Annotated in this window: 21 protein-coding genes, 4 pseudogenes and 1 riboswitch; of the genes and pseudogenes, 9 read left to right on the plus strand and 16 right to left on the minus strand. The window is 48.4% G+C overall.

Going from position 1 to position 22,141, the window contains the following annotated elements:
• The first annotated feature begins 103 nt into the window (after positions 1-103).
• Entirely contained in the window at positions 104-1,378 is a 1,275-nt protein-coding gene (locus NC980_RS19065; RefSeq protein WP_190377352.1) for a pitrilysin family protein, read from the plus strand.
• 3 nt (positions 1,379-1,381) lie between these two features.
• Entirely contained in the window at positions 1,382-2,245 is an 864-nt protein-coding gene (locus NC980_RS19070; RefSeq protein WP_190377353.1) for a fructosamine kinase family protein, read from the plus strand.
• Positions 2,246-2,266: 21 nt separating this feature from the next.
• Here NC980_RS19070 and NC980_RS19075 read toward each other — a convergent pair whose 3' ends face one another.
• A complete protein-coding gene (locus tag NC980_RS19075) occupies positions 2,267-3,082 on the minus strand; it encodes a hypothetical protein (protein ID WP_190377354.1) in 816 nt (271 codons plus the stop codon).
• Positions 3,083-3,424: 342 nt separating this feature from the next.
• Between NC980_RS19075 and ctpB the strand changes: the two genes are divergently transcribed.
• On the plus strand, positions 3,425-4,747 hold the full coding sequence (gene ctpB, locus NC980_RS19080; protein ID WP_190377355.1) for a carboxyl-terminal processing protease CtpB: 1,323 nt from the start codon (positions 3,425-3,427) through the stop codon (positions 4,745-4,747).
• Positions 4,748-4,914: 167 nt separating this feature from the next.
• On the opposite strand, the gene NC980_RS19085 is transcribed toward ctpB, so the two are convergent.
• The 4 genes from NC980_RS19085 to ntrB all read right to left on the minus strand — a co-directional run bounded on the left by NC980_RS19085 (position 4,915) and on the right by ntrB (position 8,666).
• Positions 4,915-5,490: a Uma2 family endonuclease gene (locus tag NC980_RS19085; RefSeq protein ID WP_190377356.1), complete on the minus strand. Its 576-nt coding sequence runs from the start codon at positions 5,488-5,490 to the stop codon at positions 4,915-4,917.
• Positions 5,491-5,561: 71 nt separating this feature from the next.
• Complete coding sequence (locus NC980_RS19090; protein WP_199298574.1) at positions 5,562-6,386, minus strand: nitrate ABC transporter ATP-binding protein; 825 nt, start codon at positions 6,384-6,386, stop codon at positions 5,562-5,564.
• A 26-nt stretch (positions 6,387-6,412) separates the two neighbouring features.
• The gene (locus NC980_RS19095; RefSeq protein ID WP_190377358.1) at positions 6,413-7,807 is read right to left on the minus strand and encodes a CmpA/NrtA family ABC transporter substrate-binding protein; all 1,395 of its coding nucleotides are present in this window, start codon (positions 7,805-7,807) and stop codon (positions 6,413-6,415) included.
• A gap of 10 nt (positions 7,808-7,817) precedes the next feature.
• Complete coding sequence (ntrB, locus tag NC980_RS19100; protein WP_190377359.1) at positions 7,818-8,666, minus strand: nitrate ABC transporter permease; 849 nt, start codon at positions 8,664-8,666, stop codon at positions 7,818-7,820.
• Between the two features lie 19 nt (positions 8,667-8,685).
• Positions 8,686-8,843: riboswitch (cyclic di-AMP (ydaO/yuaA leader) on the minus strand.
• 190 nt (positions 8,844-9,033) lie between these two features.
• Here ntrB and NC980_RS19105 point away from each other — a divergent pair.
• Both NC980_RS19105 and NC980_RS19110 read left to right on the plus strand, forming a co-directional pair.
• Positions 9,034-9,876, plus strand: a complete 843-nt coding sequence (locus NC980_RS19105) for a hypothetical protein (protein WP_190377360.1) — start codon at positions 9,034-9,036, stop codon at positions 9,874-9,876.
• Between the two features lie 92 nt (positions 9,877-9,968).
• Positions 9,969-10,955, plus strand: coding sequence for a DUF1350 family protein (locus tag NC980_RS19110; RefSeq protein WP_190377361.1), 987 nt, complete (start codon positions 9,969-9,971; stop codon positions 10,953-10,955).
• On the opposite strand, the gene argS is transcribed toward NC980_RS19110, so the two are convergent.
• Both argS and NC980_RS19120 read right to left on the minus strand, forming a co-directional pair.
• Positions 10,934-12,700 (minus strand): arginine--tRNA ligase, encoded by a 1,767-nt coding sequence (gene argS, locus NC980_RS19115; protein ID WP_190377362.1) that lies wholly within the window; start codon positions 12,698-12,700, stop codon positions 10,934-10,936. The two genes, NC980_RS19110 and argS, sit on opposite strands and share 22 nt — an antisense overlap.
• Positions 12,701-12,883: 183 nt before the next feature.
• Positions 12,884-13,036, minus strand: coding sequence for a hypothetical protein (locus tag NC980_RS19120; protein ID WP_190377363.1), 153 nt, complete (start codon positions 13,034-13,036; stop codon positions 12,884-12,886).
• 296 nt (positions 13,037-13,332) lie between these two features.
• Here NC980_RS19120 and NC980_RS19125 point away from each other — a divergent pair.
• Positions 13,333-13,642 (plus strand): annotated as a pseudogene (locus tag NC980_RS19125) (hypothetical protein).
• A gap of 4 nt (positions 13,643-13,646) precedes the next feature.
• On the opposite strand, the gene nadC reads toward NC980_RS19125, so the two are convergent.
• From nadC to NC980_RS19140, 3 genes and pseudogenes are all read right to left on the minus strand, one after another.
• The gene (gene nadC, locus NC980_RS19130) at positions 13,647-14,510 is read right to left on the minus strand and encodes a carboxylating nicotinate-nucleotide diphosphorylase (protein WP_190377391.1); all 864 of its coding nucleotides are present in this window, start codon (positions 14,508-14,510) and stop codon (positions 13,647-13,649) included.
• Between the two features lie 8 nt (positions 14,511-14,518).
• Positions 14,519-14,701: pseudogene (locus NC980_RS19135) on the minus strand (hypothetical protein); the annotation flags it as partial.
• A 38-nt stretch (positions 14,702-14,739) separates the two neighbouring features.
• Positions 14,740-15,471 carry an ATP-grasp domain-containing protein gene (locus NC980_RS19140; protein ID WP_348253983.1) on the minus strand — a complete coding sequence of 244 codons (732 nt, stop codon included), beginning with the start codon at positions 15,469-15,471 and terminating at the stop codon, positions 14,740-14,742.
• A gap of 230 nt (positions 15,472-15,701) precedes the next feature.
• Here NC980_RS19140 and rpmG point away from each other — a divergent pair, with 230 nt between their 5' ends.
• The 3 genes from rpmG (at position 15,702) to NC980_RS19155 (ending at position 18,309) form a co-directional block, all read left to right on the plus strand.
• Positions 15,702-15,896, plus strand: a complete 195-nt coding sequence (gene rpmG / locus NC980_RS19145; RefSeq protein ID WP_190377365.1) for a 50S ribosomal protein L33 — start codon at positions 15,702-15,704, stop codon at positions 15,894-15,896.
• 81 nt (positions 15,897-15,977) lie between these two features.
• Positions 15,978-16,193, plus strand: coding sequence for a 30S ribosomal protein S18 (gene rpsR, locus NC980_RS19150; protein WP_059000004.1), 216 nt, complete (start codon positions 15,978-15,980; stop codon positions 16,191-16,193).
• A gap of 97 nt (positions 16,194-16,290) precedes the next feature.
• Entirely contained in the window at positions 16,291-18,309 is a 2,019-nt protein-coding gene (locus tag NC980_RS19155; protein ID WP_190377366.1) for a ribonuclease R family protein, read from the plus strand.
• A 50-nt stretch (positions 18,310-18,359) separates the two neighbouring features.
• On the opposite strand, the gene NC980_RS19160 is transcribed toward NC980_RS19155, so the two are convergent.
• From NC980_RS19160 to tuf, 6 genes and pseudogenes are all read right to left on the minus strand, one after another.
• On the minus strand, positions 18,360-19,007 hold the full coding sequence (locus tag NC980_RS19160) for an LON peptidase substrate-binding domain-containing protein (RefSeq protein WP_190377367.1): 648 nt from the start codon (positions 19,005-19,007) through the stop codon (positions 18,360-18,362).
• A gap of 105 nt (positions 19,008-19,112) precedes the next feature.
• A complete protein-coding gene (rpsJ, locus tag NC980_RS19165) occupies positions 19,113-19,430 on the minus strand; it encodes a 30S ribosomal protein S10 (RefSeq protein WP_190377368.1) in 318 nt (105 codons plus the stop codon).
• A 637-nt stretch (positions 19,431-20,067) separates the two neighbouring features.
• Positions 20,068-20,154 (minus strand): annotated as a pseudogene (locus tag NC980_RS19170) (hypothetical protein); the annotation flags it as partial.
• Positions 20,155-20,271: 117 nt separating this feature from the next.
• Positions 20,272-20,583, minus strand: a complete 312-nt coding sequence (locus tag NC980_RS19175) for an HNH endonuclease signature motif containing protein (RefSeq protein WP_347272617.1) — start codon at positions 20,581-20,583, stop codon at positions 20,272-20,274.
• Positions 20,580-20,783 (minus strand): annotated as a pseudogene (locus NC980_RS19180) (hypothetical protein). Before NC980_RS19180 ends, NC980_RS19175 begins: the two are co-directional and overlap by 4 nt.
• 123 nt (positions 20,784-20,906) lie before the next feature.
• The gene (gene tuf, locus NC980_RS19185) at positions 20,907-22,136 is read right to left on the minus strand and encodes an elongation factor Tu (protein WP_190377369.1); all 1,230 of its coding nucleotides are present in this window, start codon (positions 22,134-22,136) and stop codon (positions 20,907-20,909) included.
• Positions 22,137-22,141 lie beyond the last annotated feature (5 nt).

Raw genomic sequence — 22,141 nt, forward strand, 5'->3', positions numbered from 1 at the left:
GCGAATAAGCCGAAAGACGCGACTTTAGGAGAATTGGATGAATTTTGAAGGTGAATTACTCCTCGGCAAACACTAAGATAGGTAAAGAACGCCACAAACCGCTATGACTTCAACCCTCATTCGATTGCCCAAACTCAACGCCCCGACCATTCATCGCCTCGCCAACGGCTTAACGATTATTGCTGAGCAGATTCCCATTGATGCGGTGAATCTGAATGTTTGGTTAGATGTCGGATCAGCCGTCGAGTCGGATTCGATCAATGGCATGGCTCACTTTCTGGAACATATGGTGTTTAAGGGCACCGATCGGCTGCGGAGCGGTGAATTCGAGCAGCAGATCGAGCAGCGTGGAGCTGTGACTAATGCTGCAACCAGCCAAGATTACACGCACTACTACATCACAACTGCGCCCCAAGATTTTGCAATGCTCGCACCACTGCAAATGGACGTAGTGCTTAATGCCCAAATTCCAGAAGATGGCTTTGAGCGGGAACGGTTTGTCGTGCTAGAAGAAATCCGACGATCGCAAGATAATCCGCGCCGTCGCACCTATCAATACATGTCCGAGATGGCGTTTACATCGCTGCCGTACCGACGACAGGTTTTAGGTCCTGCTTCAGTGATTGAAACGCTCAGCGCTCAACAAATGCGCGATTTTCACGCCGAATGGTATCACCCACGATCTATGACTGCCGTTGCAGTCGGAAACTTACCTGTGGATCAATTGATTCGCATTGTCGAAGAGAGCGTGTCTAAACCAAAGCGCAACGATGTGCAGCAAAGCTCACAATTCACCGTAGAACAGCCCTTTACCGAAATCATTCGCCAAGAGCATCTTGATCCCAGTTTGACGCAGGCTAGATTGATGATGTTGTGGCGCGTTCCGGGACTCGTCGATCTCAAGCAGACTTATGCGCTTGATGGCTTAGCAAGCATTCTCGGACATGGACGCACAGCCCGATTGGTCAAAGATTTGCGAGAAACACGGGGTTTGGTATCAAGTGTGTCTGCTAGTAATATGACCTACCGCCATCAAGGAATTTTCTGCATCTCGGCTCAACTACCCGCTGAAAATATTGATGCAGTCGAAGCCGCGATCGCGTCACACCTTGAAGCGCTGCAAACCGAATGGGTAGAACAATCGGAACTCGATCGCGTCCGGGCTCAGGTGGCAAATCATTTCACGTTTGGGAATGAAACACCGAGCGATCGTTCCGGTCTGTACGGTTACTATCAAACTTTAGTCGGCGATTTAGAGCCAGCGTTCAACTATCCGACTTACATTCAATCGCTCTCTGCTGCGGATCTGCAAACCGCAGCACAAACCTATTTGCCCACTCAGGCTTACGGTTGTGTGGTGGTGAAGCCAGGAAAATAAGCGATGTGGACGCAAATTGATGCTCAGATTAGTCAAGCACTGGGACAAGCGTTTGAAAGCCGCGACCGACGATCGGTGAGCGGTGGCTGCATCAATCAGGGCTATCAGGTGAGTAATGGTGAGCTTACGTTCTTTGTCAAGCTGAATCAAGCCAATCAGCTTGCAATGTTTGAGGCAGAAGCGCTCGGATTGCAGCAGATAGCAGAAGCACAAGCCATCCGAGTGCCAAAACCAATCTGTGTGGGTGGCACGGGAAGTTCAGCTTATATCGTTTTAGAATGGCTTGATCTCGGTCGTGGGAGCGCTCAATCTTGGGCAGAATTGGGACGAAACTTGGCGCGAATGCACCAGTATCACAAATCGACGGCATTCGGCTGGGAGCGCGATAATACGATCGGTTCAACCCCCCAGATTAATTCTTGGACATCAGATTGGATGGAATTTTTTACCCAGCACCGAATTGGGTATCAATTGAAATTAGCAGCGCAAAACGGCGGGCGGTTCCGCAATGGATCGCGTCTCCTAGAGCAAATTCCAAAACTACTGGCACATCACCATCCACAACCGTCGATCGTGCATGGTGATTTGTGGTCAGGAAATGCCGCCGTACTGCAATCTGGGGAGCCTGTAATTTTTGATCCCGCAACGTATTGGGGCGATCGAGAGGTTGATCTGGCAATGACTGAGTTGTTTGGCGGCTTCCCGGCTGAGTTTTATCGGGGCTACGAAGAGATTTACCCAATTGATGCAGGGTACAAGCGGCGAAAAACGCTCTACAACCTGTATCACATCTTGAATCACTTTAATCTGTTTGGGGGTGGCTACGCATCTCAAGCCGAGCGAATGATCGATCAGCTCATTCTTTGAGCTGTATGTTTTACCTTCGATCTACTTGGCTTTCGGCTGCTGCAATGCTTTAGACGGAATAAAAATTGTTTCGCCTTTCTTGTTTGTTTGCTCTATTGCGCCCAGTTTCAGGAGTTCGCGTCTTGCTCGATCGCGGGTGAATCGATCGCCGCCAGCAATCGCATCCTGATACACTAACAACCAAGCTTGGAACCGAACCCAGCGAATCTCAGGATTGGTTCTTAAAAAGTCAGCCGTTTCCTGAAAGTTGGGTGCGAACTGCTTGTATTCCTCGGTGTCAGTCGCCCATTTTGCCGTCATGTCGAACGATCGAGCCGCTCCCGGTAAATCTCCAAGCAAAAGAATCTGATCCATTCCCCTCCAGCGCCAGAGCGTGAATGCTCTTGGGTGCATTTGAGGTGAAAGCGTATGAATGCCTCGCTGCATCAATTTCAGCCCTAATTCTGGTTTACCCATTTGATGGGATACCGTTCCTGACAGAAATAGATAGCTTTCGACGAAGCGAGGATCGCGACGAGTGATAATGTCAAAATATTCTGGGCTTAGCGAGAATCCAGTTGCCTGTCGTGCGGGAACATTGCCGTAATACTGGATAAAATTCAAAAACGTCCAGCCCGCAATTAGATTATCAAAGCCAAAACTCGGCGTTTTGCTGAGAAGATTCAGCCGCGATCGTTCTTGTTGTTCCGCTTGCTGCGGCGTAAGCAGCGAAATCGAAGGCTGTTTCAGCCGATCGATCTGAATCGCGACGATTCCCGCGATCGCCACACCTGCGATCGCGCAGTGACTAGCGACACCCGCAATTCCAATCCAAAGCCGTTTAGCGCTCAAAACCACAGTAGAAAAACCTCTTTAAGAAAGCTTAATAGAACTCAGCCTGGAACTCTAGAACAATTTACCCAAATTCCGTTAGATTGTCATAATGATTGCATTCACCTTACGGAAGTTAGGTCATATTAATCAGTATGTCTAGCCTTAAACTAGAGTCACCTGATTAACTGTCCTAAAGTCGTCCCACTTTCTGGAATTTAACTGTGTACGCTGTATCTAGTTTTTTGGATTCCAGTATCTTCTAACCCTTCGTCACGTTATTTATTCCCTTCAGATTAATTTCATCTGTGTCACCCTGATTGCAGGCGTGATTTCGATTTCAAACTGTCCACTTCTCCTCTACACTCAATGAACCGACCCACCCGACGTGTTTCGCTGCTTCAAGTTGCCCTCTGTAGTGGTGTCATTGCGGCTACCGCTGCTGGAACCGTGTTTAACGCCGATCGCTCCGTCAAAGCGGCTCTTCAAGACAGTCCTAAATCCGTGCTTGATGAAGCGTGGCAAATTGTCAATCGCGAATACGTAGATGGCAGTTTCAATAAAAACGATTGGAATGCTGTCCGGCAAACGCTCCTGAGCCGGAACTATAGTTCTCGTCAGCAGGCATACACAGCACTCCGAGATGCCCTGAAAAAACTCGACGATCCCTATACGCGATTTATGGATCCTAAACAGTTTGAGGCGTTGAGCAGTCAAACTTCTGGAGAGCTTTCTGGGGTCGGGATTCGTCTTGAGCAAAACGAAAAAACGAAAGTTTTAACGGTGGTTGAGCCACTGGAGAATTCTCCGGCAATTCGAGCGGGGATCAAGACGGGCGATCGTATTCTGGCAATTAACGGCAAAACCACGAAAGGCATGACGGTTGAAGATGCCTCGAATCTGATTCGGGGAGAAGTCGGAACCAAGGTAACGCTGCAAATTCAGCGCGATGGTGCATCAGCATTTAATATGCCGCTGACCCGCGCTCGGATCGAATTGCAAGCAGTCCGCGCCAGCGTGAAGCAGGAAGGCAAGAACAAAGTCGGCTATATCCGTCTAGGAGAGTTCAGCAGCCACGCAGCGGAGCAGATGGAACGGGCGATTAAGAACTTGAGTGCTCAAAAAGTCGATGCGTTTGTGCTGGATTTGCGCGGCAATCCGGGCGGTCTGCTGCAAGCGAGCATCGATATTAGCCGGATGTGGCTAGACAAGGGCGCAATCGTCAAAACCGTGAATCGGCAAGGTGTGGGTGATACTGCCTATGCCAACGGTAGACAATTATCTAAGCTACCTTTGGTGGTGTTAGTGGATGGTCGATCGGCAAGTTCGAGTGAGATTCTCACCGGAGCGCTGAAAGATAACAAACGCGCAACGATTGTTGGCAGTCAGACCTTCGGTAAGGCACTGGTGCAGTCGGTACATTCGCTGTCCGATGGATCAGGCGTTGCCGTGACGATCGCGCACTACTACACGCCGAAGGGAACTGATATCAGTCAGAAAGGAGTCACCCCAGATATCAAGGTAGATCTGTCGGATGCCCAGCAGAAGTTCTTGGCGACCAATCCGAAGTTGATTGGAACAACCCAAGATCCGCAGTATGCAAGAGCATTAAACCTTCTAGAGCGGACGGCATTCGCGAAACCGGGAGGACAGCAAACCTCACAGCAACCCGCTCCAGCAGGTCGGGAATAGTTCGTGTTGTTGGTTAAATGAAAAAACCGATCGCTCAGAAAGCGATCGGTTTTTTCATTTAACAGGGCGTTCAAGTTCAATAGTCAGTTCAAATCAGCTTATCCTAACTGAGGTCGTACCCATTGCCGAGAGGCTTTTAGAGTTTGCCTGCGTCCTTCAGTTTGGCTCTATTCTAGAAAGTGGGTGAGGTTTTCAGCGATCGCGAAATCGGGAAAGTGAGGACTAACCTGTGCGTCCTGATATTCCCCGTTTTGCAACACGCTAATTCGGAGTTGACCGTCCTCAAATCGCCAAAGTTCTGCTACTCCTAATGCTTGATAAGCCTCCAATCCAGTTTTAGATGTAACATCGACTTCAATTGCTAAGTCTGGAGGAGGATCAACGGTGAGATTCAATCTGCGCTTACCGACCATCACTGCATGATTTTCAATGTAGAAACACTGATTAGGCTCAATGCCTTTTGCCAGATCTTGCTGCTTAAAGGTAGTTGATCCAAAACACTCGTTATCTAGGTCAAGTTCTTCGAGCAGAATCTTGACCATATCACCGATGAGTTCCTTATCAACTTCGTGTTCTGGTAAAGGCATCCGAATTTCTAGCACTCCATCACTGTAAGCAATTCGACAGGCACGCTTATCTCCAAGCTCGTCGAGGATCGCTTCAAATTCTTGCCAGTTGACTTCTTGAAGTTGAACCCGTTGACCTGGCTGAACCACCAGTTGACGAAGCTGAAGTGTGACCATGACGATATGCCGCAGAGGAATAGCTTTAGTATATCGGTCTGCCTATCTTTTCTTGTTGCTTAGGTGTTGCGCTAGTCGTCGGATTCAAAATTAGAATCCAGGAAGTTCAGCGCATGGTTTCGCAATTGGTAATACTCTGGTGAATTGCGAAGTTTGGCCCGATCGCGCGGGTGTGCAAAGGGAACTTCTAAAATTTCGCCGATCGTCGCTTCAGGCCCATTGGTCATCAATACAATCCGATCGCTCATGTAAATCGCTTCATCAACATCATGTGTAATCATGATCACAGCTTGCCGATGTTGCTCCCAAATTTCTAACACCTGACGCTGAAGTTTGCCGCGTGTTAAGGCATCGAGCGCTCCGAATGGCTCATCCATCAGCAGCATTTTCGGACGAGTCGCCAAGGCTCTGGCAATTCCGACCCGTTGCTTCATCCCGCCGGAAATCTCATCCGGATACTTGTCGGCAGCAGCGGTGAGATTCACCATGGCTAAATGCTCACTCACAATTTGCTTTTTCTCAACGGGAGACGCATCTTTTAGCACTTCATCGATCGCCAACCGAATGTTCTGGCTCACGGTTAACCACGGCAGCAGCGAATACTGTTGAAACACCATCATGCGCTCTGCTCCCGGCTTGCGGATTTCTTTGCCTTCGAGCAATACAGAACCCGAAGTCGATCGCTCTAGTCCCGCAACAATCTTTAGCAACGTGGATTTACCGCAGCCAGAATGACCAATGATCGAAATGTACTCGCGCTCCCCAATCGTTAAGTTAATGTCTTTGAGAATCACCGTTTCACGGTCGCCCGTTTTATAAGACTTGTAAAGGTGATTGATTGCGAGAAACGGTGCCTCTGACTGGGTAGGAGCAACGTTTTGAACATCATTAATCATGTTGAACTGAACCATGAGAACCTCTTCTAAGAAAGATAAATGTTTGTCGATCGACTCACACGAATGTCAAAGCTGTTGAGATACCCGACTGGATCGCTCGGATCAAAGGCTTTCTTGTCGATGAACGCTTCAGCAGGTTCGATTTTGTAATCTTCAGCCGGACAAGCAATGCCTAACTCAGCCGCAACTTCTCGATAGACATCAGTGCGCCAAGCCTGTTCTGCAAGTTTGTCCGCATCTTTGGGAACCTCTTTGATTTGTCCCCAGCGAGCGGCTTGCGTCATGAACCATAGACTGCGCGATCGCCACATGAACGTAGAATGCTCGTTCGCAACTTGCGGAACTTCTTTCGACATCTTGAAAAACATCGTGGTTGCATCTGATTTAACAATGCGTTGCTTGCCGTCAAAGCCACCATAGTTGTATTCACCCACGATCGCGGGTTTAGTAAACTTCGGTTTCGCTCCGGTGTACGATCGAGCCGAAATGATTTGAGCTACTTCTTCTCGATTTTCGTCACAGTAGCGACAAGCTTCGATCATCGCTTTGAGCAAGGCGCGGTAGGTTTTAGGATTCTCATCGATAAACGATTGCATCACACCGAGTAAGCGATCGGGGTGTCCATTCCAAATCTCACGACCTTGAGCAAACGTGAATCCGATGCCTTCATTTCCAGTAATGGCGCGGGTGTTCCACGGTTCTGCAACCATGTATGCTTCCATTGCTCCAATTCGCACATTCGTCACCATCTGCGGCGGTGGAACAATGATGATGCGAAACTCTTTGAGCGGATCAACTCCGGCTGCTGCTGCAACATAGCGAACGAAGTATTCATAGATGGCAGAACTCAGCACGACTGCCCAAACTCGACGTTCTGAGGGTAAGCCTTCAAAGTAGCGGCGAAAATCTCGTCCGAAGGCTTCTAAATTCCCGTTGTACTCGAACCACGGGCGCAAGCCTGCATTCCACATAGCGCGATTCATCGTCATCGCATTGCCGTGATGGTGAATCGTCATGCCTGCACACATCGGAGCGTGACGCGCCCCTTCTGCACCCGTTCTGGCATTCGTGACCGCCCCTGCAACGACCGGGGCGGCATCTAATCTACCAAAGATTACGCCATCTCGTGAGGTTGCCCAGCTTGCTTCACGGCTCAAGCGGACATTCAAGCCATACTTGCGAAAAAAGCCTTTCTCCCAAGCGATCGCAAACGGCGCACAGTCGTTTACTGGAACATAGCCGATCGTTAGGTTCGGTTTCTCAAGTTCACTCGATTTAATGACCGGAGTGATCGACATTGCCGCTTCAGAGAGTTCTTGCGGCGCACGATTCGCATTAATTGCACAAGAGGGTAAGGTAGCTGCGATCGCCGATGCGCCTACTCCTGCAAGAAATTCGCGGCGCGTCCATTGATTCGTCATAATTTTTCCCCTACGAAGCGCGGCGGCGATGTGTAACCCAAGCTTCAATTTGGGCTAAGGCGAGGTCTAACAATAGTCCAGTTAGTCCAATCACTAGCACGGCTAAGAACACTGAACTCAGGTTCAATCGGCTCCATTCATCCCACACAAAGAAACCGATCCCGACTCCGCCTGTGAGCATTTCCACGGCAACAATGACAAGCCAAGCAACGCCTAAGCTAATTCGTAAGCCTGTAAAAATATACGGCAAGCTTGCAGGCAAAACAATCTTGAGTATGCGTCTCCAGCGCGGCATTTCCAACACTCGCGCTACGTCTAAATAGTCCTTAGGAACACTGGCAACTCCCAATGCAGTGTTGATGATCGTTGCCCATAGCGAGGTAATGAAAATTACAAAGATGGCAGAGGGATCAGCCAAGTTAAAAATCGCCAGCGCGATCGGGAGCCAAGCCAGTGGCGATACGGGTTTGAGAATCTGGATCACCGGATTCAGCGCCATCATCGCTTTTTCGGACATTCCAATCAAAAAGCCGATCGGAATGGCAACGATCGCACCCAGACCAAACCCAATCAATACTCGTCTCAAGCTTGCGAGTAACAGCCAACCAATTCCTAGATCGCCAGGACCTCGACGATAAAACGGATTAAGAATGTAGTCTAAATTTGCTACCAGCGCTTCGGGCGGCGTGGGCATCAGTTCGTGTTTGCTTAGTGCAATAATCCACCACACACCAATCACACCCAGGAAACCGAGCGCCGGATAGAGAATGCGATCGCTCGATAGGATTGGTTTTGTCCGGCGTACCGTAGCCTGAACTACAGCAGTAAACACTGCCGCTAAATTCAATTGCAGAATCATATGATTTGGTTCTCCAGAGCCAAACTCTCAACGTGCCTACGGAGTTAGCTGACGGGCGAGGACTGAGAGATTGTCCCCTGTTGGCTCGCTTAGAACTTCTAAGTTCACAACAGTAAGCCCCGATTAAACTGGTTCCTCCGCTTCGGAGCAATTGTCCGAATTAGGCGATACAGACTCGAATCCTAGAACTTTAACATCTCAATACAGATTTGCACCATCTTTCTTTTGAGATAGTGACTAAATTGTAGACAAAGAAATAGTACCCACCTGGGTACTGTAAAAGCCAGGTTGCTCTTCCACAATTTGAATAGAAAGTCTCAAACAGAGCTAAGAGCCTCTCATATTATTCAATTTGGAGTTTCGCATCATGGAAGTTTCGACCTTTGAATTGCTCGTCAAACGAATTGCTCCCAGACTAGCATTGCCGCCAGCAGCACAACCCGTTGCTCGTCGCATTGTGCAAGGTTACTTTCTGACGCTTTCTAACTTGGAAACGATCGACTTGAGATATCGCTTAGAGTTCCGCATTAGCTTACCGGATAGTCCAGCTCAGGCAGATGCTGTTACTCGCATTCTGGAGGGGAATACCTTCTTGATCTTCGACATTGCTGGATCAAACAATACGCTCTCGTTGATCCGCGTTGGCACAACAGGACGATATATCAGTCAGGAATTTGTGATTCCAGCGCAGAAGACAGCTTCGATCGAGTTGCTTCCTGATGTCGTTCGATTTGCATCCCAAGACGACCCAGCCTTGGAAATTCGGGGCTTTGTTTCGCTCTTCTTACCCCGGATCTTCACAGGCACAACGCTTCCAGAAAGATTGATCGGTAGACCTCAGAGTCCGCGTCCGGTCAAGGTGTTGCTAAATGCTGAAATTCGCGGCACGTTCTTGCCGAATGACTTCCCCGCCAATCCTGCTAGCACTGACTTTGATCAAATCAATTACTCACTGGCGCTGGCGAGCGGTAAAGCGCTAAATGAGATTGAGTCTGAACCGCCGAGAATTCTGGTTCCAGGTAGTTCAGTCGGGCTAGAACTGACACCGGGCGCGGTCAGAATGTCTTCCGCATCCGACAGTGCAGCAGCAGATTTGGGAGCAATGATTGCAGGATTGATGGTCAGCAGCAACGGCAATGGTGCAAATCTAGAGTCGCTGAACCAATCGCTTGCAGAGTTAGACCTTCCTGTCACCATGCGAGGAATGTAATCAAGCATTGGCGTTAGTCTTCGGGTTTGGTCGTTTGTTCCAAGTGGTTGGCGGTTAGAGATTGCCGTCAACCCTTTCTCTAGAGGTGTAGGATGAGTATTTTTCAATTCAGACCGCTTTGCCATAGTTGGGTCGCATTGCATCCTCATCCCAGAGGTGTGGTTCAGTTTATTGGGGGTGCTTTCTTTGGGTCGTTTCCAACGATCGCGTATCGGCATTTGCTACAAGAGATTTTTGCAGCAGGATATACCGTCGTTGCCTTACCGTTTCGGTTTGGTTTTCGTCATTGGTCATTAGCGATCGAGCTTTTAGAGGAGCAAAATACGCTGAGACAAGAACTAACAGCGATCGCAAAGCATCTTAACTATGATTACGAGCTTTACCAGGATAAAACGAATTACTCTTGGATCGGACATAGTTTAGGCTGTAAGTACATTGCACTGCTAGAGCTTTTAAGCAGTGAACAATGGCGGCAAGTGTTGTGTTCTTGTGTCGAAGCAAAGCAGATTGAGCAAGTTGAACGAGCGATCGCTCACCTTTCAATAGATTCAGTTTCGATTAAAGGGCAACCCTCGTTGCTCCTAGCTCCCGACATTTCTGATACTGAGAGTGCAGTTCCGATTCGATTTCTAGCACAGCTTTTAGATAAGTTTAAGCTGGGTGCGTTGCCTACTCGCGCTCAAACTCAGTGCTTGGTCGAGCAGAGTGAGCTATTTAATCTAACGGGGTTAATTTCGTTCGATCGCGATACCATTGCTGGAAGCCTTGCAAACGCGCAAAAACATCCCTTGAGTGAAAATGATGTGCTTTGGTTTTTATCCCAACTCAAACAGCGCCACTATCGAGTGCTGTATCGAGAACTTTCAGGTAAACATTTAGAACCTGTTGGAGTTCAAATCGGTGAATGGGTGGTGGATCTTAATCCATTGGATAAGTTTGCGGAACCGATCGTAGATCGTCACTTAGAAGGTGTTGTACTTCAGTTTCTCGATCGTCTGCGTCAGAGAGAACAGGGGTTGGAATCTTCCAGTTCCCAGCCTCTCTACGATCGCGCCTCTTACATCCGCTCTAGCACCTGAATTCCCAACAGCGATAGTCCAAGCTTCAATGTTCTTGCTGTCAAGTCACACAGTACCAATCGAGAAGTTCGCGCGGGTTCTTCTGCTTGCAGCACAGGAACGCCTTGATCGCGATCGTAAAACACATTGAATTTCTGACTGAGTTGGAACAGATAGTCACAAAGTCGATTTGGAAATAGTTCTTGCTCTACTTCGGATAGAACAGTGCTGAACTGAAGTAACTGTTTTGCTAAAGCGAGTTCGGTTTCATGTTCTAGCACCATTTGAACATTAGAGCCGAGCTGATTGAAGTCAATTCCGCCTTTGCGACTAATCCCTTGAATCCGAGCATAAGCATAAAGCATATAAGGCGCAGTATTGCCTTGAAGCGCAAGCATCTTGTCGTAACTGAAAATATAGTTACTAGTGCGATTCTGGCTTAGATCAGCATACTTCACTGCGCTGATCCCTACTGTTTTTGCAGCATGATTGATAAAGTCTTCGGATTCGTGGCGCTCTTCGGTTGCGAGTCGAGTTTCTAGATCAGTGCGCGATCGTTCCACTGCTTCATCGAGCAAATCCCGCAGTCGAACGGTATCGCCCGATCGTGTCTTCAGCTTCTTCCCATCTTCACCCTGCACCAATCCAAATGGCACATGCACGACTTCAACACTACCCGGAATCCAATCTGCGCGGCGGGCAACCTGAAACACTTGAGCAAAGTGATTTGCCTGACCTGCATCAGTGACATAGATTAAGCGATCGGCATTATCCTGCTGCACTCGATAGCGAATCGCAGCTAAATCAGTAGTTGCATAGTTATAGCCGCCATCTGACTTCTGAATAATCAAAGGTAATGGATTGCCTTCCCGGTTCGTAAAGCCCTCAAGAAACACACATTTTGCGCCTTGATCTTCAACCAGTAAACCTTCCTTCTCCAAGTCTTCGACCACTTGCAGTAATAGTGGATTGTAAAACGACTCTCCCCGTTCTGTAAGTTGAATATCTAGCAAATCATAGATGACCTGAAACTCACGACGCGACTGATCACACAACAATCGCCAAGCTTTCAAAGTATCTTCTGCACCCGACTGCAATCGCACCACTTCTTGACGTGACTTTTCTTGGAACGCTGGATCTTCATCAAATCGCTGTTTCGCTTTCTTATAAAACGCAACTAAATCGCCCAAATCTAAAGCATCTGCTGTCGTTAATGCTTCGGGTGCAACTTCCCGAAGATAAGTAATCAGCATTCCAAACTGTGTTCCCCAATCGCCGACGTGATTGAGGCGCAACACATCATGCCCTTGGAATTCTAGAATGCGAGCGATCGAATCCCCAATGATGGTCGATCTCAAATGCCCAACGTGCATTTCTTTCGCAATGTTCGGACTCGAAAAATCCACGACCACTTTCTTTGGTTCTTTTACCACCGCAATTCCTAAGCGCGAATCCCCTGCCATTGCACTTAACTGCGTCTGAAGGTAGACAGGCTTCAGCTTCAAATTGATAAATCCAGGGCCTGCAATTTCCGCCGTTTCACAAAGATCATCAACCTGCAAATTTTGCGTAATTTCTTGCGCGATCGCTCTTGGCTGTTTGCCCAATCGCTTCGCCAACGACATCGCCACATTCGCCTGATAATCCCCAAACTTCGGATTATTGGTTGGCACAAGCATCGGATCAGTCCCTACCAGTTCTGCACCAAACGCCGACACCAAAGCAGCTTCTAGACGATTTTTTAATTCAGCGAATGTAGCAATCATAATTTTTCAACCTGACAATAGCGCAAGTCCCTTTTAGGATAGCGACCTAACTTATTAATGATTCAGCACGAAGATCGTTTACGCAAGACATTTTCTAATTTCGATCGCTCAAACCTGCAAGCCATATTGCATTAAAGGACGGCCAAGCTGAACCCTTCGATTCTCCATATCAATTTGCTTGAGTCATCGCTTGAATTTCACACTCAAATTCAACCAAGTTGATCGTGTCACTGGAGCGCTACTCGAAATAAAATCCACACCCGTTTGGGCGATCGCTCTCAACATCTGTAAGATCACAATCTCCGATACCTCGATCTTTATCCGCTCATTTGTCAATACTACAACGGTAAAATGAAGAAAAAGTTGATCCTTGCAAGATGGAAATCAATACTCAGATTGATTCAAACCACGCGGCGAAGCTAACCTACATTCAGCAACAAACTCGGCAAGATATTGCTGAGATTTTAGGGCAAGCGATCGATCTCTAACGAACGCCTAAAGTCTCCACCGGCAAACGCCCTACAAGCTTTTGAGGAAGCGGGATTAGTTAGGTTTATCGATGCTGATCCGGACGAATCTTATCAATCTGTGATTCAAAACTATCTCGCAGAAAAACACCAGCAAGGTCAGGCATGATCATTATCGATACAGGAGCCTTTCTTGCACTGTTCAATCAACGAGACCCGAACCATCAAGCTACCCAAATTGCACTACGCTCCATTCAAGAACCGTTAATTCTGATAGAAACCTGTTATTTCCTACTTGCTCGAAACAATAGCGCCGCTTCTGTCCGCTTCCTGCGTCAAGTTGCAAATGGCATTTGCGTCACTTGTCGTTTTAGCTGAACATCTCCGACATGGACGCATCCTAACCGTCGATCGACGCGATTTCAGTGTCTACCGATGGAACGACACTCAGCCTTTTGATAATTTGCTTCTGTAGCTTGTTAGAGCTTGATTTTCATACTCAAATCTAACCAAGTCGATCGTGTCACTGGAGCGCTACTCGAAATAAAATCGACTCCCGTTTCTGCGATCGCTCTCAAGGTTTGCAGAGTCACATTTCCCGAAGCTTCAATCTTAATGCGATCATTGGCAGCGCGAATCATTTGAACCGCTTGAGCCATTAACTCTAACGGCATATTGTCGAGCATGATGATATCGGCTCCGTGTGCGATCGCTTCCCGCACCATGTCTAAATTCTCGGTTTCGACTTCGATCGTCAACGGATACGGAATCTGAGCGCGAACTTGGGCGATCGCATTTTCGATTCCTCCCGCCGCAACAATATGATTGTCTTTAATCATCGCCGCATCATCCAATCCCATCCGGTGATTGGTTGCACCTCCCACCTGCGTTGCATACTTTTCAAGCAATCGCAATCCGGGTGTTGTTTTGCGCGTATCGGCTAACTGCGTGGGTAAATCCTCAATCTTCTCAACATACTGCCGCGTCATCGTTGCAATTCCACTGAGGCGCATCGCTAAATTCAGCGCAACTCTTTCGCCCGTTAACAGTGCATCGTAAGCACCTTGAATTTCCGCGATCGTCTGCCCTTTCTCTACCGCTTCCCCTTCTTCAACCAATCGCGTAAATACAGTAGACGGATTTAGCAGATAAAACACTCTTGCCGCGATCGGTAATCCCGCAATCACGCCTGCCTCTTTTGCAATCCAAACCGCCTGCCGAGTTCCAGGCGAAATCAACGCTTGAGTCGTGTGATCGCCGCGCCCCATATCTTCGAGAAGCCAATCTTGAAGGACGCGATCGAGAAGTAAGAATGATGGAAGTACAGAAGCCTTGTTCACAATGTTCTAACCTAATTTGCTCCCCGTAAACACCCTGCATCATATGGGTTTTTCAAACTCCGCGCACCAAAACGATCAACGGCTCGGTGCCCGATGCGAACGATCCAAGGTTGGGCATCGGGCATCCGTTCAAATAAGCGATCGTTTGCGGTTAACATTTCGTCTGCAAGCTCAAAAGATCCGGTTTCGATGTCGCTGCCTTCTGCTCACGCAAAGCGTGTCCGCATAACTGTTAACTGTACTCTACCCACAATGTAGCAAAACGTTCAGCCGTCCAACCAACCAAATCCGATACTTGACCATCACCAATTTCTACAATTCGTTTGCAACCATCTCTGCGCTCTACCACATCCACTGAGAAAAACGGGCTGTTAATGCGTTTGGCGCACTCTTTAACAATTCCTGGAATTTCCTCATTAGGCAATGCTGCAAATGGTTTACCGTACACCACAAAGTAACGTTTCTCCGTCTCAGCAATGAAGTCTTCAACTTGTCGAACACAAAGACCGCCCTCAATGCTGCCTCTAAACTTTTGCATTTCAGCGACAACTGTTCTAATCGCTGAAGGTTCATTGATTATTGAACCAATCGAGGTCTTAAGAGACTTAACGTAATCTTTGATAAAGAAGTTGTCCCATCCCAACCCAGTTAAAGCGCTCTCTAGATCATCGTTGATAGAAAAGAAGCGTGTTTCTGGTGTCAAATCACGAATTAATGGGTACCAATTCGGTAAGTAGTGCGTTGCTAGATATTCAGCATGAGAGATTAAAACATCTGCACCAGCATTTTTTACGGCATTAGTTAAGCGCAAATAGTCATCAGGGGTAATCATCCAGCCTCGATAAATCAGCTTTTCTTCCGAACCAGGCAGGGGAGAAACTTTAGACGTTCCTGAAGCTAAAGCGTCCAAAGAAATCGCTGATGTCTCAAATCCTACACTTCGCAGACAGGCAACCTGATCCAAAAACGTCTCATCTACTTTCTTTGTATTGAAGTAATCGCTGGGAAGCAGAAACCTCACAAGACTTTACCCGTTAAAATGCTTCGCTCATTAGAATGCCACATCCGCGATGTACAGCTAACTACTGATTAACCTTTTAGGCATTTCGATCGCACCCCCACCCAACAATTTTTTGCCCATCTCCCGGCAAGTATGAAATAATAGATCTTCGTGTCTTCATTTGCATAAAAACTATGGCAAAGAATAAAGGCGTAAGGCTAATCATTACGCTGGAATGTACTGAGTGCCGCACCAATCCGGCAAAACGCTCTCCCGGTGTCTCTCGTTACACCACCTCGAAAAACCGCCGTAACACCACAGCGCGTCTAGAACTGAAGAAGTTTTGCACCCACTGTAATCGGCACACCCCCCACAAAGAAATTAAATAATCTTTGTCAGCAAAAGCTGGTAAGTTTTTGCCCGTAGTTTTGAAAACTACCGCCCATTGACCCTTTACCAATCACACCGTCATGACTTACTTCCGCCGTCGAGTTTCCCCGATTAAGCCTGGTGATCCGATCGATTATAAAGATGTCGATCTGCTCCGCAAATTTATCACTGAGCGCGGTAAAATTTTGCCTCGCCGAATTACCGGACTCACCGCAAAGCAGCAGCGCGATCTCACCGTTGCAATTAAACGCGCCCGCGTCATTGCTTTACTACCGTTTGTTAATCAAGAAGGCTAAACCCTTCAAACCGTTGTGGGGGTGCTAATGTGTAGGGTGTGAGCCGCCGAATCCCAGCCACCCCTATTTAATTCATTCATCACCCCCGCAAAGTTCAATGGAGAAGGGAACCTTAATCGAATTTCGCGTCAACGGAGAACGCCGCCTCGCTGTTGCCGATCGTCCAGAAGGTAAAAAGCACTGGATTGCGATCGACGATCGTTCTCAAAACCACACCCTTCATCCGCGCCAAATTACTTACGAAGTCGCAAATCAGACCTTTAAGCCTTCCGACATTCCAAGTTTTCTCAAAGAAGTCCAGCCCTTCCTTGATCCTTCCAGCCTAGAAGTCGCCTGGGAAATCCTGAGTGAAGGCGGCGACAGCACCAATCCAAAAGAGTTAGCAATGCTGCTGTTTTCGGATCAGAGTCCGGTAATGTGTTACGCCGCTTACTACTTGCTGTCCGAAGATAAGCTTTACTTTAAGCAGAAAGGCGATCGCTACGAACCCAGATCCGCAACACAGGTTGCAGAACTCAAGCACCAAATCGAGATGGAAGCTCAACGCCAGCGCGATTGGCAGAGTTTCTTAGAACGCATTCAACTCGTCCTAGCCGGAACGCCTACTGAGTGGCAGTCCACTGATCGACCCCGACTTGATGCTTTGGAGCGATTTGCTACTGTTGAAGAAGCACCGAATCGATCCAGCGCGATCGAGGTACTTGCCGCTCTGAAACGTCCTGAAACGTCTTCAGCCGCCTTCCAGCTTCTCGTTGATCTTGGAATCTGGAGTCCACACGAGAACATGTTCCTGCGGCGTGCTCAGGTTCCGATTCAATTCTCTAATAAGGTTCTGGAAGTGACGCACCATCGTTTGGAATTCCCACCTGCTGATCTCGATGTCAATCGCCTTGATCTGACGCACTTGAAGGTTTACACGATCGACGATGAAAGCACCCGCGAAATTGATGATGGCTTGAGCTTAGAAGTTCTCCCCGGCGGGCGCGAGAAAATCTGGATTCACATCGCTGATCCAACTCGTTGGGTCGCTCCCGGTGATGAACTTGATCTGGATGCTCGTAAACGCATCACCACGATTTATCTACCAACCGGGATGATTCCGATGTTTCCATCAGAATTAGCAACCGGCCCAATGAGTTTAAATCCAGGAAAAACCTGCTGCGCCTTGAGCTTTGCCGTGACGCTAACGGAAGAGGGCGCAGTCGAAGAGTACAGCATTCACGCCAGTTCGATTCGGTCAACGTATCGCCTCACTTACGATGATGTCGATGAGATGCTGCATCTTGGAATTCAAGGTGAACCAGAAATCGAAGCACTAGCAAAATGGGCAAAACGGCGCACTGCATGGCGACAGTCCCAAGGGGCGATTAGCATTCATATGCCGGAATCTTCGATCAAAGTAAAAAGCGATGGCGAAGTGACGATCGAAGTTCTTGATGACTCCCTCTCCCGTCAATTAGTCGCTGAAATGATGATTTTGGCAGGAGAAGTTGCCGCTCGTTACGCTCAAACGCATAATTTGCCGCTTCCCTTTCGCGGTCAACCTCAGCCGGAATTACCGTCGGATGAAGAACTGCTGCAACTTCCGGCAGGGCCTGTGCGATCGTGCGCCATCCGTCGCTGTATGCCCCGCAGCGAGCTGACGATTACGCCTGCTCGTCACGCCAGTCTAGGACTCGACACCTACACTCAAGTCACCTCTCCGATTCGCCGCTATAGTGATTTAGTCGCTCACTTTCAAATCAAGGCGCATTTGCGCGGCGATGTTCTGCCTTTCTCAGTCGAGGAAGTAAAAGAACTGATGATCAATATTGGTCTCGCGGTTCAAGAGGCGGTCTTTGTCGAGCGTCAAACCAATCGCTACTGGAGCCTGGAATATTTGCGACGGCACTCTAATGAAGTGTGGGACGCTTTGATGCTGCGCTGGTTGCGGGAGCATGAAGGGTTAGGTTTGGTGCTGCTCGAAGAATTGGGTCTGGAGTTGCCGATGGTGTTTCAGCGATCGGCGCGTCCCGGCGATCAATTGCGCCTCAAAGTGAGCCTAGTCGATCCGCGCCGAGATGAAATCCGTTTCCAAGAAGTCACTCAACAAGAAGCACAGCAAGCGGTTGGATAGCCAAAAAATAACCCGCCATTCTTAATGGACGGGTATCATTCTACTGACTATTACTCTGCAACATCTTTCAGCGTGTCCTTCAGCACAGTCCGAGCTGCTAAATGATTTCGAGTTGAAGTCAGAATTTCAGATTCTCGTTCTAGCCGAGCCTGAGTGTCTTGCAGTTCTAAAAGTGATTGCTGCTCGTCCGGCACATTATGCAAATTGCTTGCAATCCAGTACGAAAGCTCAGTCGGCAAGCTCGGGATTTCTTCTGGTAGCTCGATATCTTGACCAGACAGCTTCTCCGAAAGCCGCACCACGTCATGAAGAAGCTGATTCACTTCCTTCGCTAAAGGTCTCAAATCCTGAGTTGGTGGACGATCTTCAATCCACTCAACCAAACCCACGCGGTAAGGCTTCTCACGAGTGTATTCCAACACTCTAAAGCGCTGCTGTCCAAGCGTCAAAACCTTCATTCGATCGTCCGGCAATCGCTGAAACTGCACGATTTCTGCACAGCACCCAACAGGCGCAGGTTGCCCTTTGGCTTGATCCCACATCAACACGCCAAACCGTCGATCGCTCTCCAGAATCGTGTTCATCATCATTCGGTAGCGAAACTCGAAGATGTGCAACGGTAAGGGACGACCTGGAAATAAAACGAGGTCAGGCAACGGGAATAGGGGAAGTTCGCGAACCGCGATCGATGAAGTCATTACTCTGCAAACGGTGAGGTGCTTTTCTCTACTGTAACGGATCACTGTTAAGAGATGTAAGCAATTCAAAAAATAAAGGATGTGATTTTCTCACATCCTTCCCAATTACAGCTTCACTTCAATATCCACACCTGCCGGAAGATCGAGCTTCATAAGAGCATCGATCGTCTTAGAAGAAGGCTGATAGATATCAATCAAGCGATGGTGCGTCCGAGTTTCAAAATGCTCACGCGAGTCCTTATCAACGTGCGGAGAGCGCAGAACGCAATAGATTTTACGACGAGTCGGAAGCGGAATCGGACCAATTGCGGTCGCATTCGTGCGGTTTGCAGTATCGACGATCTTTTCACAAGATGTATCGAGTAAACGTCGATCGAACGCTTTGAGGCGAATGCGAATTTTTTGCTGTTGAATCGTTGCCATGTTAAGTTCCCAAGTTGTCAGTGGTTCAGAGGGATGCGCTCTGTGCGCCAGTCAACTATTGTAGCGCTAAAACTGTTGCACACTCGATCTTCTAGAAGAAATCACGTGAACTACACTATCGATAGCCTTTTGCAGAGGAGCCGTAATGTCTGAGATGATGCTTAATTCAGAACAACTCAAAACCGCTTTGCAAAGTGCGGTGCCTTTGGCTTACGCTTTGCGTGTCCATCGAATCATCTCACGAAAATCGCCAAGAAATCTCTGATCTTCTAGCCGAGCTCATCGAAGACATTGCGATGGAAAGAGCGACCAGGAGGGCGAAGCAACTGAGCAAAACTCTTTTCATCAATCATTGCTGTCTTCTGGCTTAATTAAACAAATCAAAAAAGTTCACTACCGCCAAATTGAGCCGCGGCAACTTATCCAAGTTCAGGGTCAGCCACTTTCTGAAACCATTATTGAGGAACGGCGTTAATGGCAGCCCAATGCTTAAGCTAAAAGCAGTTCCCGGTCTTCATCCACTGTTCGCTTTTTCACTTCGAGTCGTCATCTTCAGAAAAGTTGACAGGACTAAGTTATGCAAATAAAGCTCCAGCAGAGCAATTCACTGGAGGCTTCACTTCAATTAGCTAAGTGCTTACTTGAGGATCTTCGAGACCACACCTGCACCAACGGCACGACCGCCTTCACGGACTGCGAAGCGCATTCCTTGCTCAATTGCGATCGCGCTCTAAACCTCATGATGGCGGATGACGACCCAGCAATTCTTCCTCTGCAGGAATTGCCAGCATCGTTGTGCGATTCAAATTCAATGCTTTCACGGTCGATCGACCTGTAGCGCTCAAACTAACCAGTTCCACACCATGCCAACTAAAATGCTCTTTTCATATCTGTTGTCGAGGATTAGAAGAAATTGAAACAATTTCACCCGTCTCCGGGTCTTCGGTATCTGACGAGCGCCCTTCCTAAGTGAGCAAGAAACACAAGCAAGCGCCAAATTATCCGCGATCGTCTCGCCGCCTGCCACTACTGGAACAATATGATCGATATGGAAAGTTGCAGCCTGACCAACTTGAGAGATGCGGCAATATTCACACCGATTATCCGCTCGTTGAATCACGAATCGGCGAAGGGAAGCCGGAATCGTTGTCACTTCATCACCCGTGTTGATCGCAAACGCAGCAAAGATAAAAATTCTGCTAGTTCTACCAGTCCTTCCGCTTCCTGTCGTTCTGCCTGAGAAAGAACATGACCCTCGTCTTGTCAATCAAGCAGAGATTGTAACCGGGCTTGAACCGCTTCGGGAAGCTGAAATCGAGTGAGTTCGATCGGAATCTCGACAACTTCAGGCATAGTACAGTCATTTTAAAATTCGAGGCTTTGTCCTGATTGTAAGCGAAAGCGCTTTCTAATCAAGCCCAAAAAAAGCTACCAGCAGCTTAAACCACTGGTAGCTTCTTTAACTTAGCTAAGTGCCTACTTGAGGATCTTCGAGACCACACCTGCACCAACGGTACGACCGCCTTCACGGATTGCAAAGCGCATTCCTTGTTCGATTGCGATCGGGTTGATCAGTTCTACAGTCATCTTGATCCGGTCTCCAGGCATCACCATTTCAGCTTCGCCGCCTTCGTCGGTTGTGAAGTTGCTGATGGTTCCAGTTACGTCAGTTGTCCGAACGTAGAACTGAGGACGATAGCCAGGGAAGAACGGAGTGTGACGACCGCCTTCTTCTTTCTTCAGAATGTATACTTCAGACTCAAATTGAGTGTGAGGCTTGATCGAACCGGGCTTCGCCAGTACCATGCCACGCTCAATATCAGCCTTTTGAATACCCCGAAGCAAGATACCTGCGTTGTCGCCTGCCATCCCTTCTTCAAGGCTCTTCTTAAACATTTCGATTCCGGTCACAGTACTCTTACGAGTGTCGCGGATACCAACGAGTTCAACTTCGTCTTGCACTTTGACTTTACCGCGCTCGATCCGACCCGTTGCCACCGTGCCCCGACCTGTGATCGAGAATACGTCTTCAACTGCCATCAAGAACGGCTTGTCAACATCGCGCTCAGGAGTTGGGATGTATTCGTCAACCGAATCCATCAGCGCGTAAATGCAGTCAACCCACTCGTTTTCACCCTTTTTGGTCTTGGGGTTAGCAGTCATTGCTTCAACCGCCTGGAGTGCAGAACCTGCGGTGATCGGAATTTCGTCACCGGGGAATTCATACGAATCCAACAGTTCACGAACTTCGAGTTCAACGAGTTCCAGCAGTTCTTCGTCGTCCACCATGTCTTTCTTGTTCAGGAAGACTACTAGACGAGGAACGCCCACCTGACGAGCCAAGAGGATGTGTTCACGAGTTTGGGGCATCGGGCCATCAGCCGCAGATACAACCAAGATCGCGCCGTCCATCTGGGCCGCACCCGTGATCATGTTTTTCACATAGTCGGCGTGTCCGGGACAGTCAACGTGAGCATAGTGACGGGTTTCAGTTTCGTACTCCACGTGAGCGGTGTTGATTGTGATCCCCCGTGCTTTTTCTTCCGGAGCTGCATCAATGTCTTCGTACTTTCGGGCTGCCGCTTGACCCAGAGCTGAAAGGGTCATCGTGATAGCAGCCGTGAGTGTGGTTTTGCCGTGGTCAACGTGACCGATCGTGCCGATGTTGACGTGGGGTTTATTCCGTTCAAACTTTGCGCGTGCCATGAATT

This window comes from Leptolyngbya sp. AS-A5 (assembly GCF_039962495.1).
Classification (GTDB): domain Bacteria; phylum Cyanobacteriota; class Cyanobacteriia; order Leptolyngbyales; family Leptolyngbyaceae; genus Leptolyngbya.

What these genes read in the sequence shown, in the direction of transcription:
- ntrB (WP_190377359.1), bottom strand. Translation starts at nt 8,666, where the DNA reads ATGATTCTGCAATTGAATTTAGCGGCAGTGTTTACTGCTGTAGTTCAG.
- NC980_RS19160 (WP_190377367.1), bottom strand. Translation starts at nt 19,007, where the DNA reads ATGACTTCATCGATCGCGGTTCGCGAACTTCCCCTATTCCCGTTGCCT.
- NC980_RS19085 (WP_190377356.1), bottom strand. Translation starts at nt 5,490, where the DNA reads ATGGTCACACTTCAGCTTCGTCAACTGGTGGTTCAGCCAGGTCAACGG.
- NC980_RS19105 (WP_190377360.1), top strand. Translation starts at nt 9,034, where the DNA reads ATGGAAGTTTCGACCTTTGAATTGCTCGTCAAACGAATTGCTCCCAGA.
- NC980_RS19110 (WP_190377361.1), top strand. Translation starts at nt 9,969, where the DNA reads ATGAGTATTTTTCAATTCAGACCGCTTTGCCATAGTTGGGTCGCATTG.
- argS (WP_190377362.1), bottom strand. Translation starts at nt 12,700, where the DNA reads ATGATTGCTACATTCGCTGAATTAAAAAATCGTCTAGAAGCTGCTTTG.
- rpmG (WP_190377365.1), top strand. Translation starts at nt 15,702, where the DNA reads ATGGCAAAGAATAAAGGCGTAAGGCTAATCATTACGCTGGAATGTACT.
- tuf (WP_190377369.1), bottom strand. Translation starts at nt 22,136, where the DNA reads ATGGCACGCGCAAAGTTTGAACGGAATAAACCCCACGTCAACATCGGC.
- rpsJ (WP_190377368.1), bottom strand. Translation starts at nt 19,430, where the DNA reads ATGGCAACGATTCAACAGCAAAAAATTCGCATTCGCCTCAAAGCGTTC.
- NC980_RS19095 (WP_190377358.1), bottom strand. Translation starts at nt 7,807, where the DNA reads ATGACGAATCAATGGACGCGCCGCGAATTTCTTGCAGGAGTAGGCGCA.
- ctpB (WP_190377355.1), top strand. Translation starts at nt 3,425, where the DNA reads ATGAACCGACCCACCCGACGTGTTTCGCTGCTTCAAGTTGCCCTCTGT.
- NC980_RS19070 (WP_190377353.1), top strand. Translation starts at nt 1,382, where the DNA reads ATGTGGACGCAAATTGATGCTCAGATTAGTCAAGCACTGGGACAAGCG.
- NC980_RS19090 (WP_199298574.1), bottom strand. Translation starts at nt 6,386, where the DNA reads ATGATTAATGATGTTCAAAACGTTGCTCCTACCCAGTCAGAGGCACCG.
- NC980_RS19065 (WP_190377352.1), top strand. Translation starts at nt 104, where the DNA reads ATGACTTCAACCCTCATTCGATTGCCCAAACTCAACGCCCCGACCATT.
- rpsR (WP_059000004.1), top strand. Translation starts at nt 15,978, where the DNA reads ATGACTTACTTCCGCCGTCGAGTTTCCCCGATTAAGCCTGGTGATCCG.
- NC980_RS19155 (WP_190377366.1), top strand. Translation starts at nt 16,291, where the DNA reads ATGGAGAAGGGAACCTTAATCGAATTTCGCGTCAACGGAGAACGCCGC.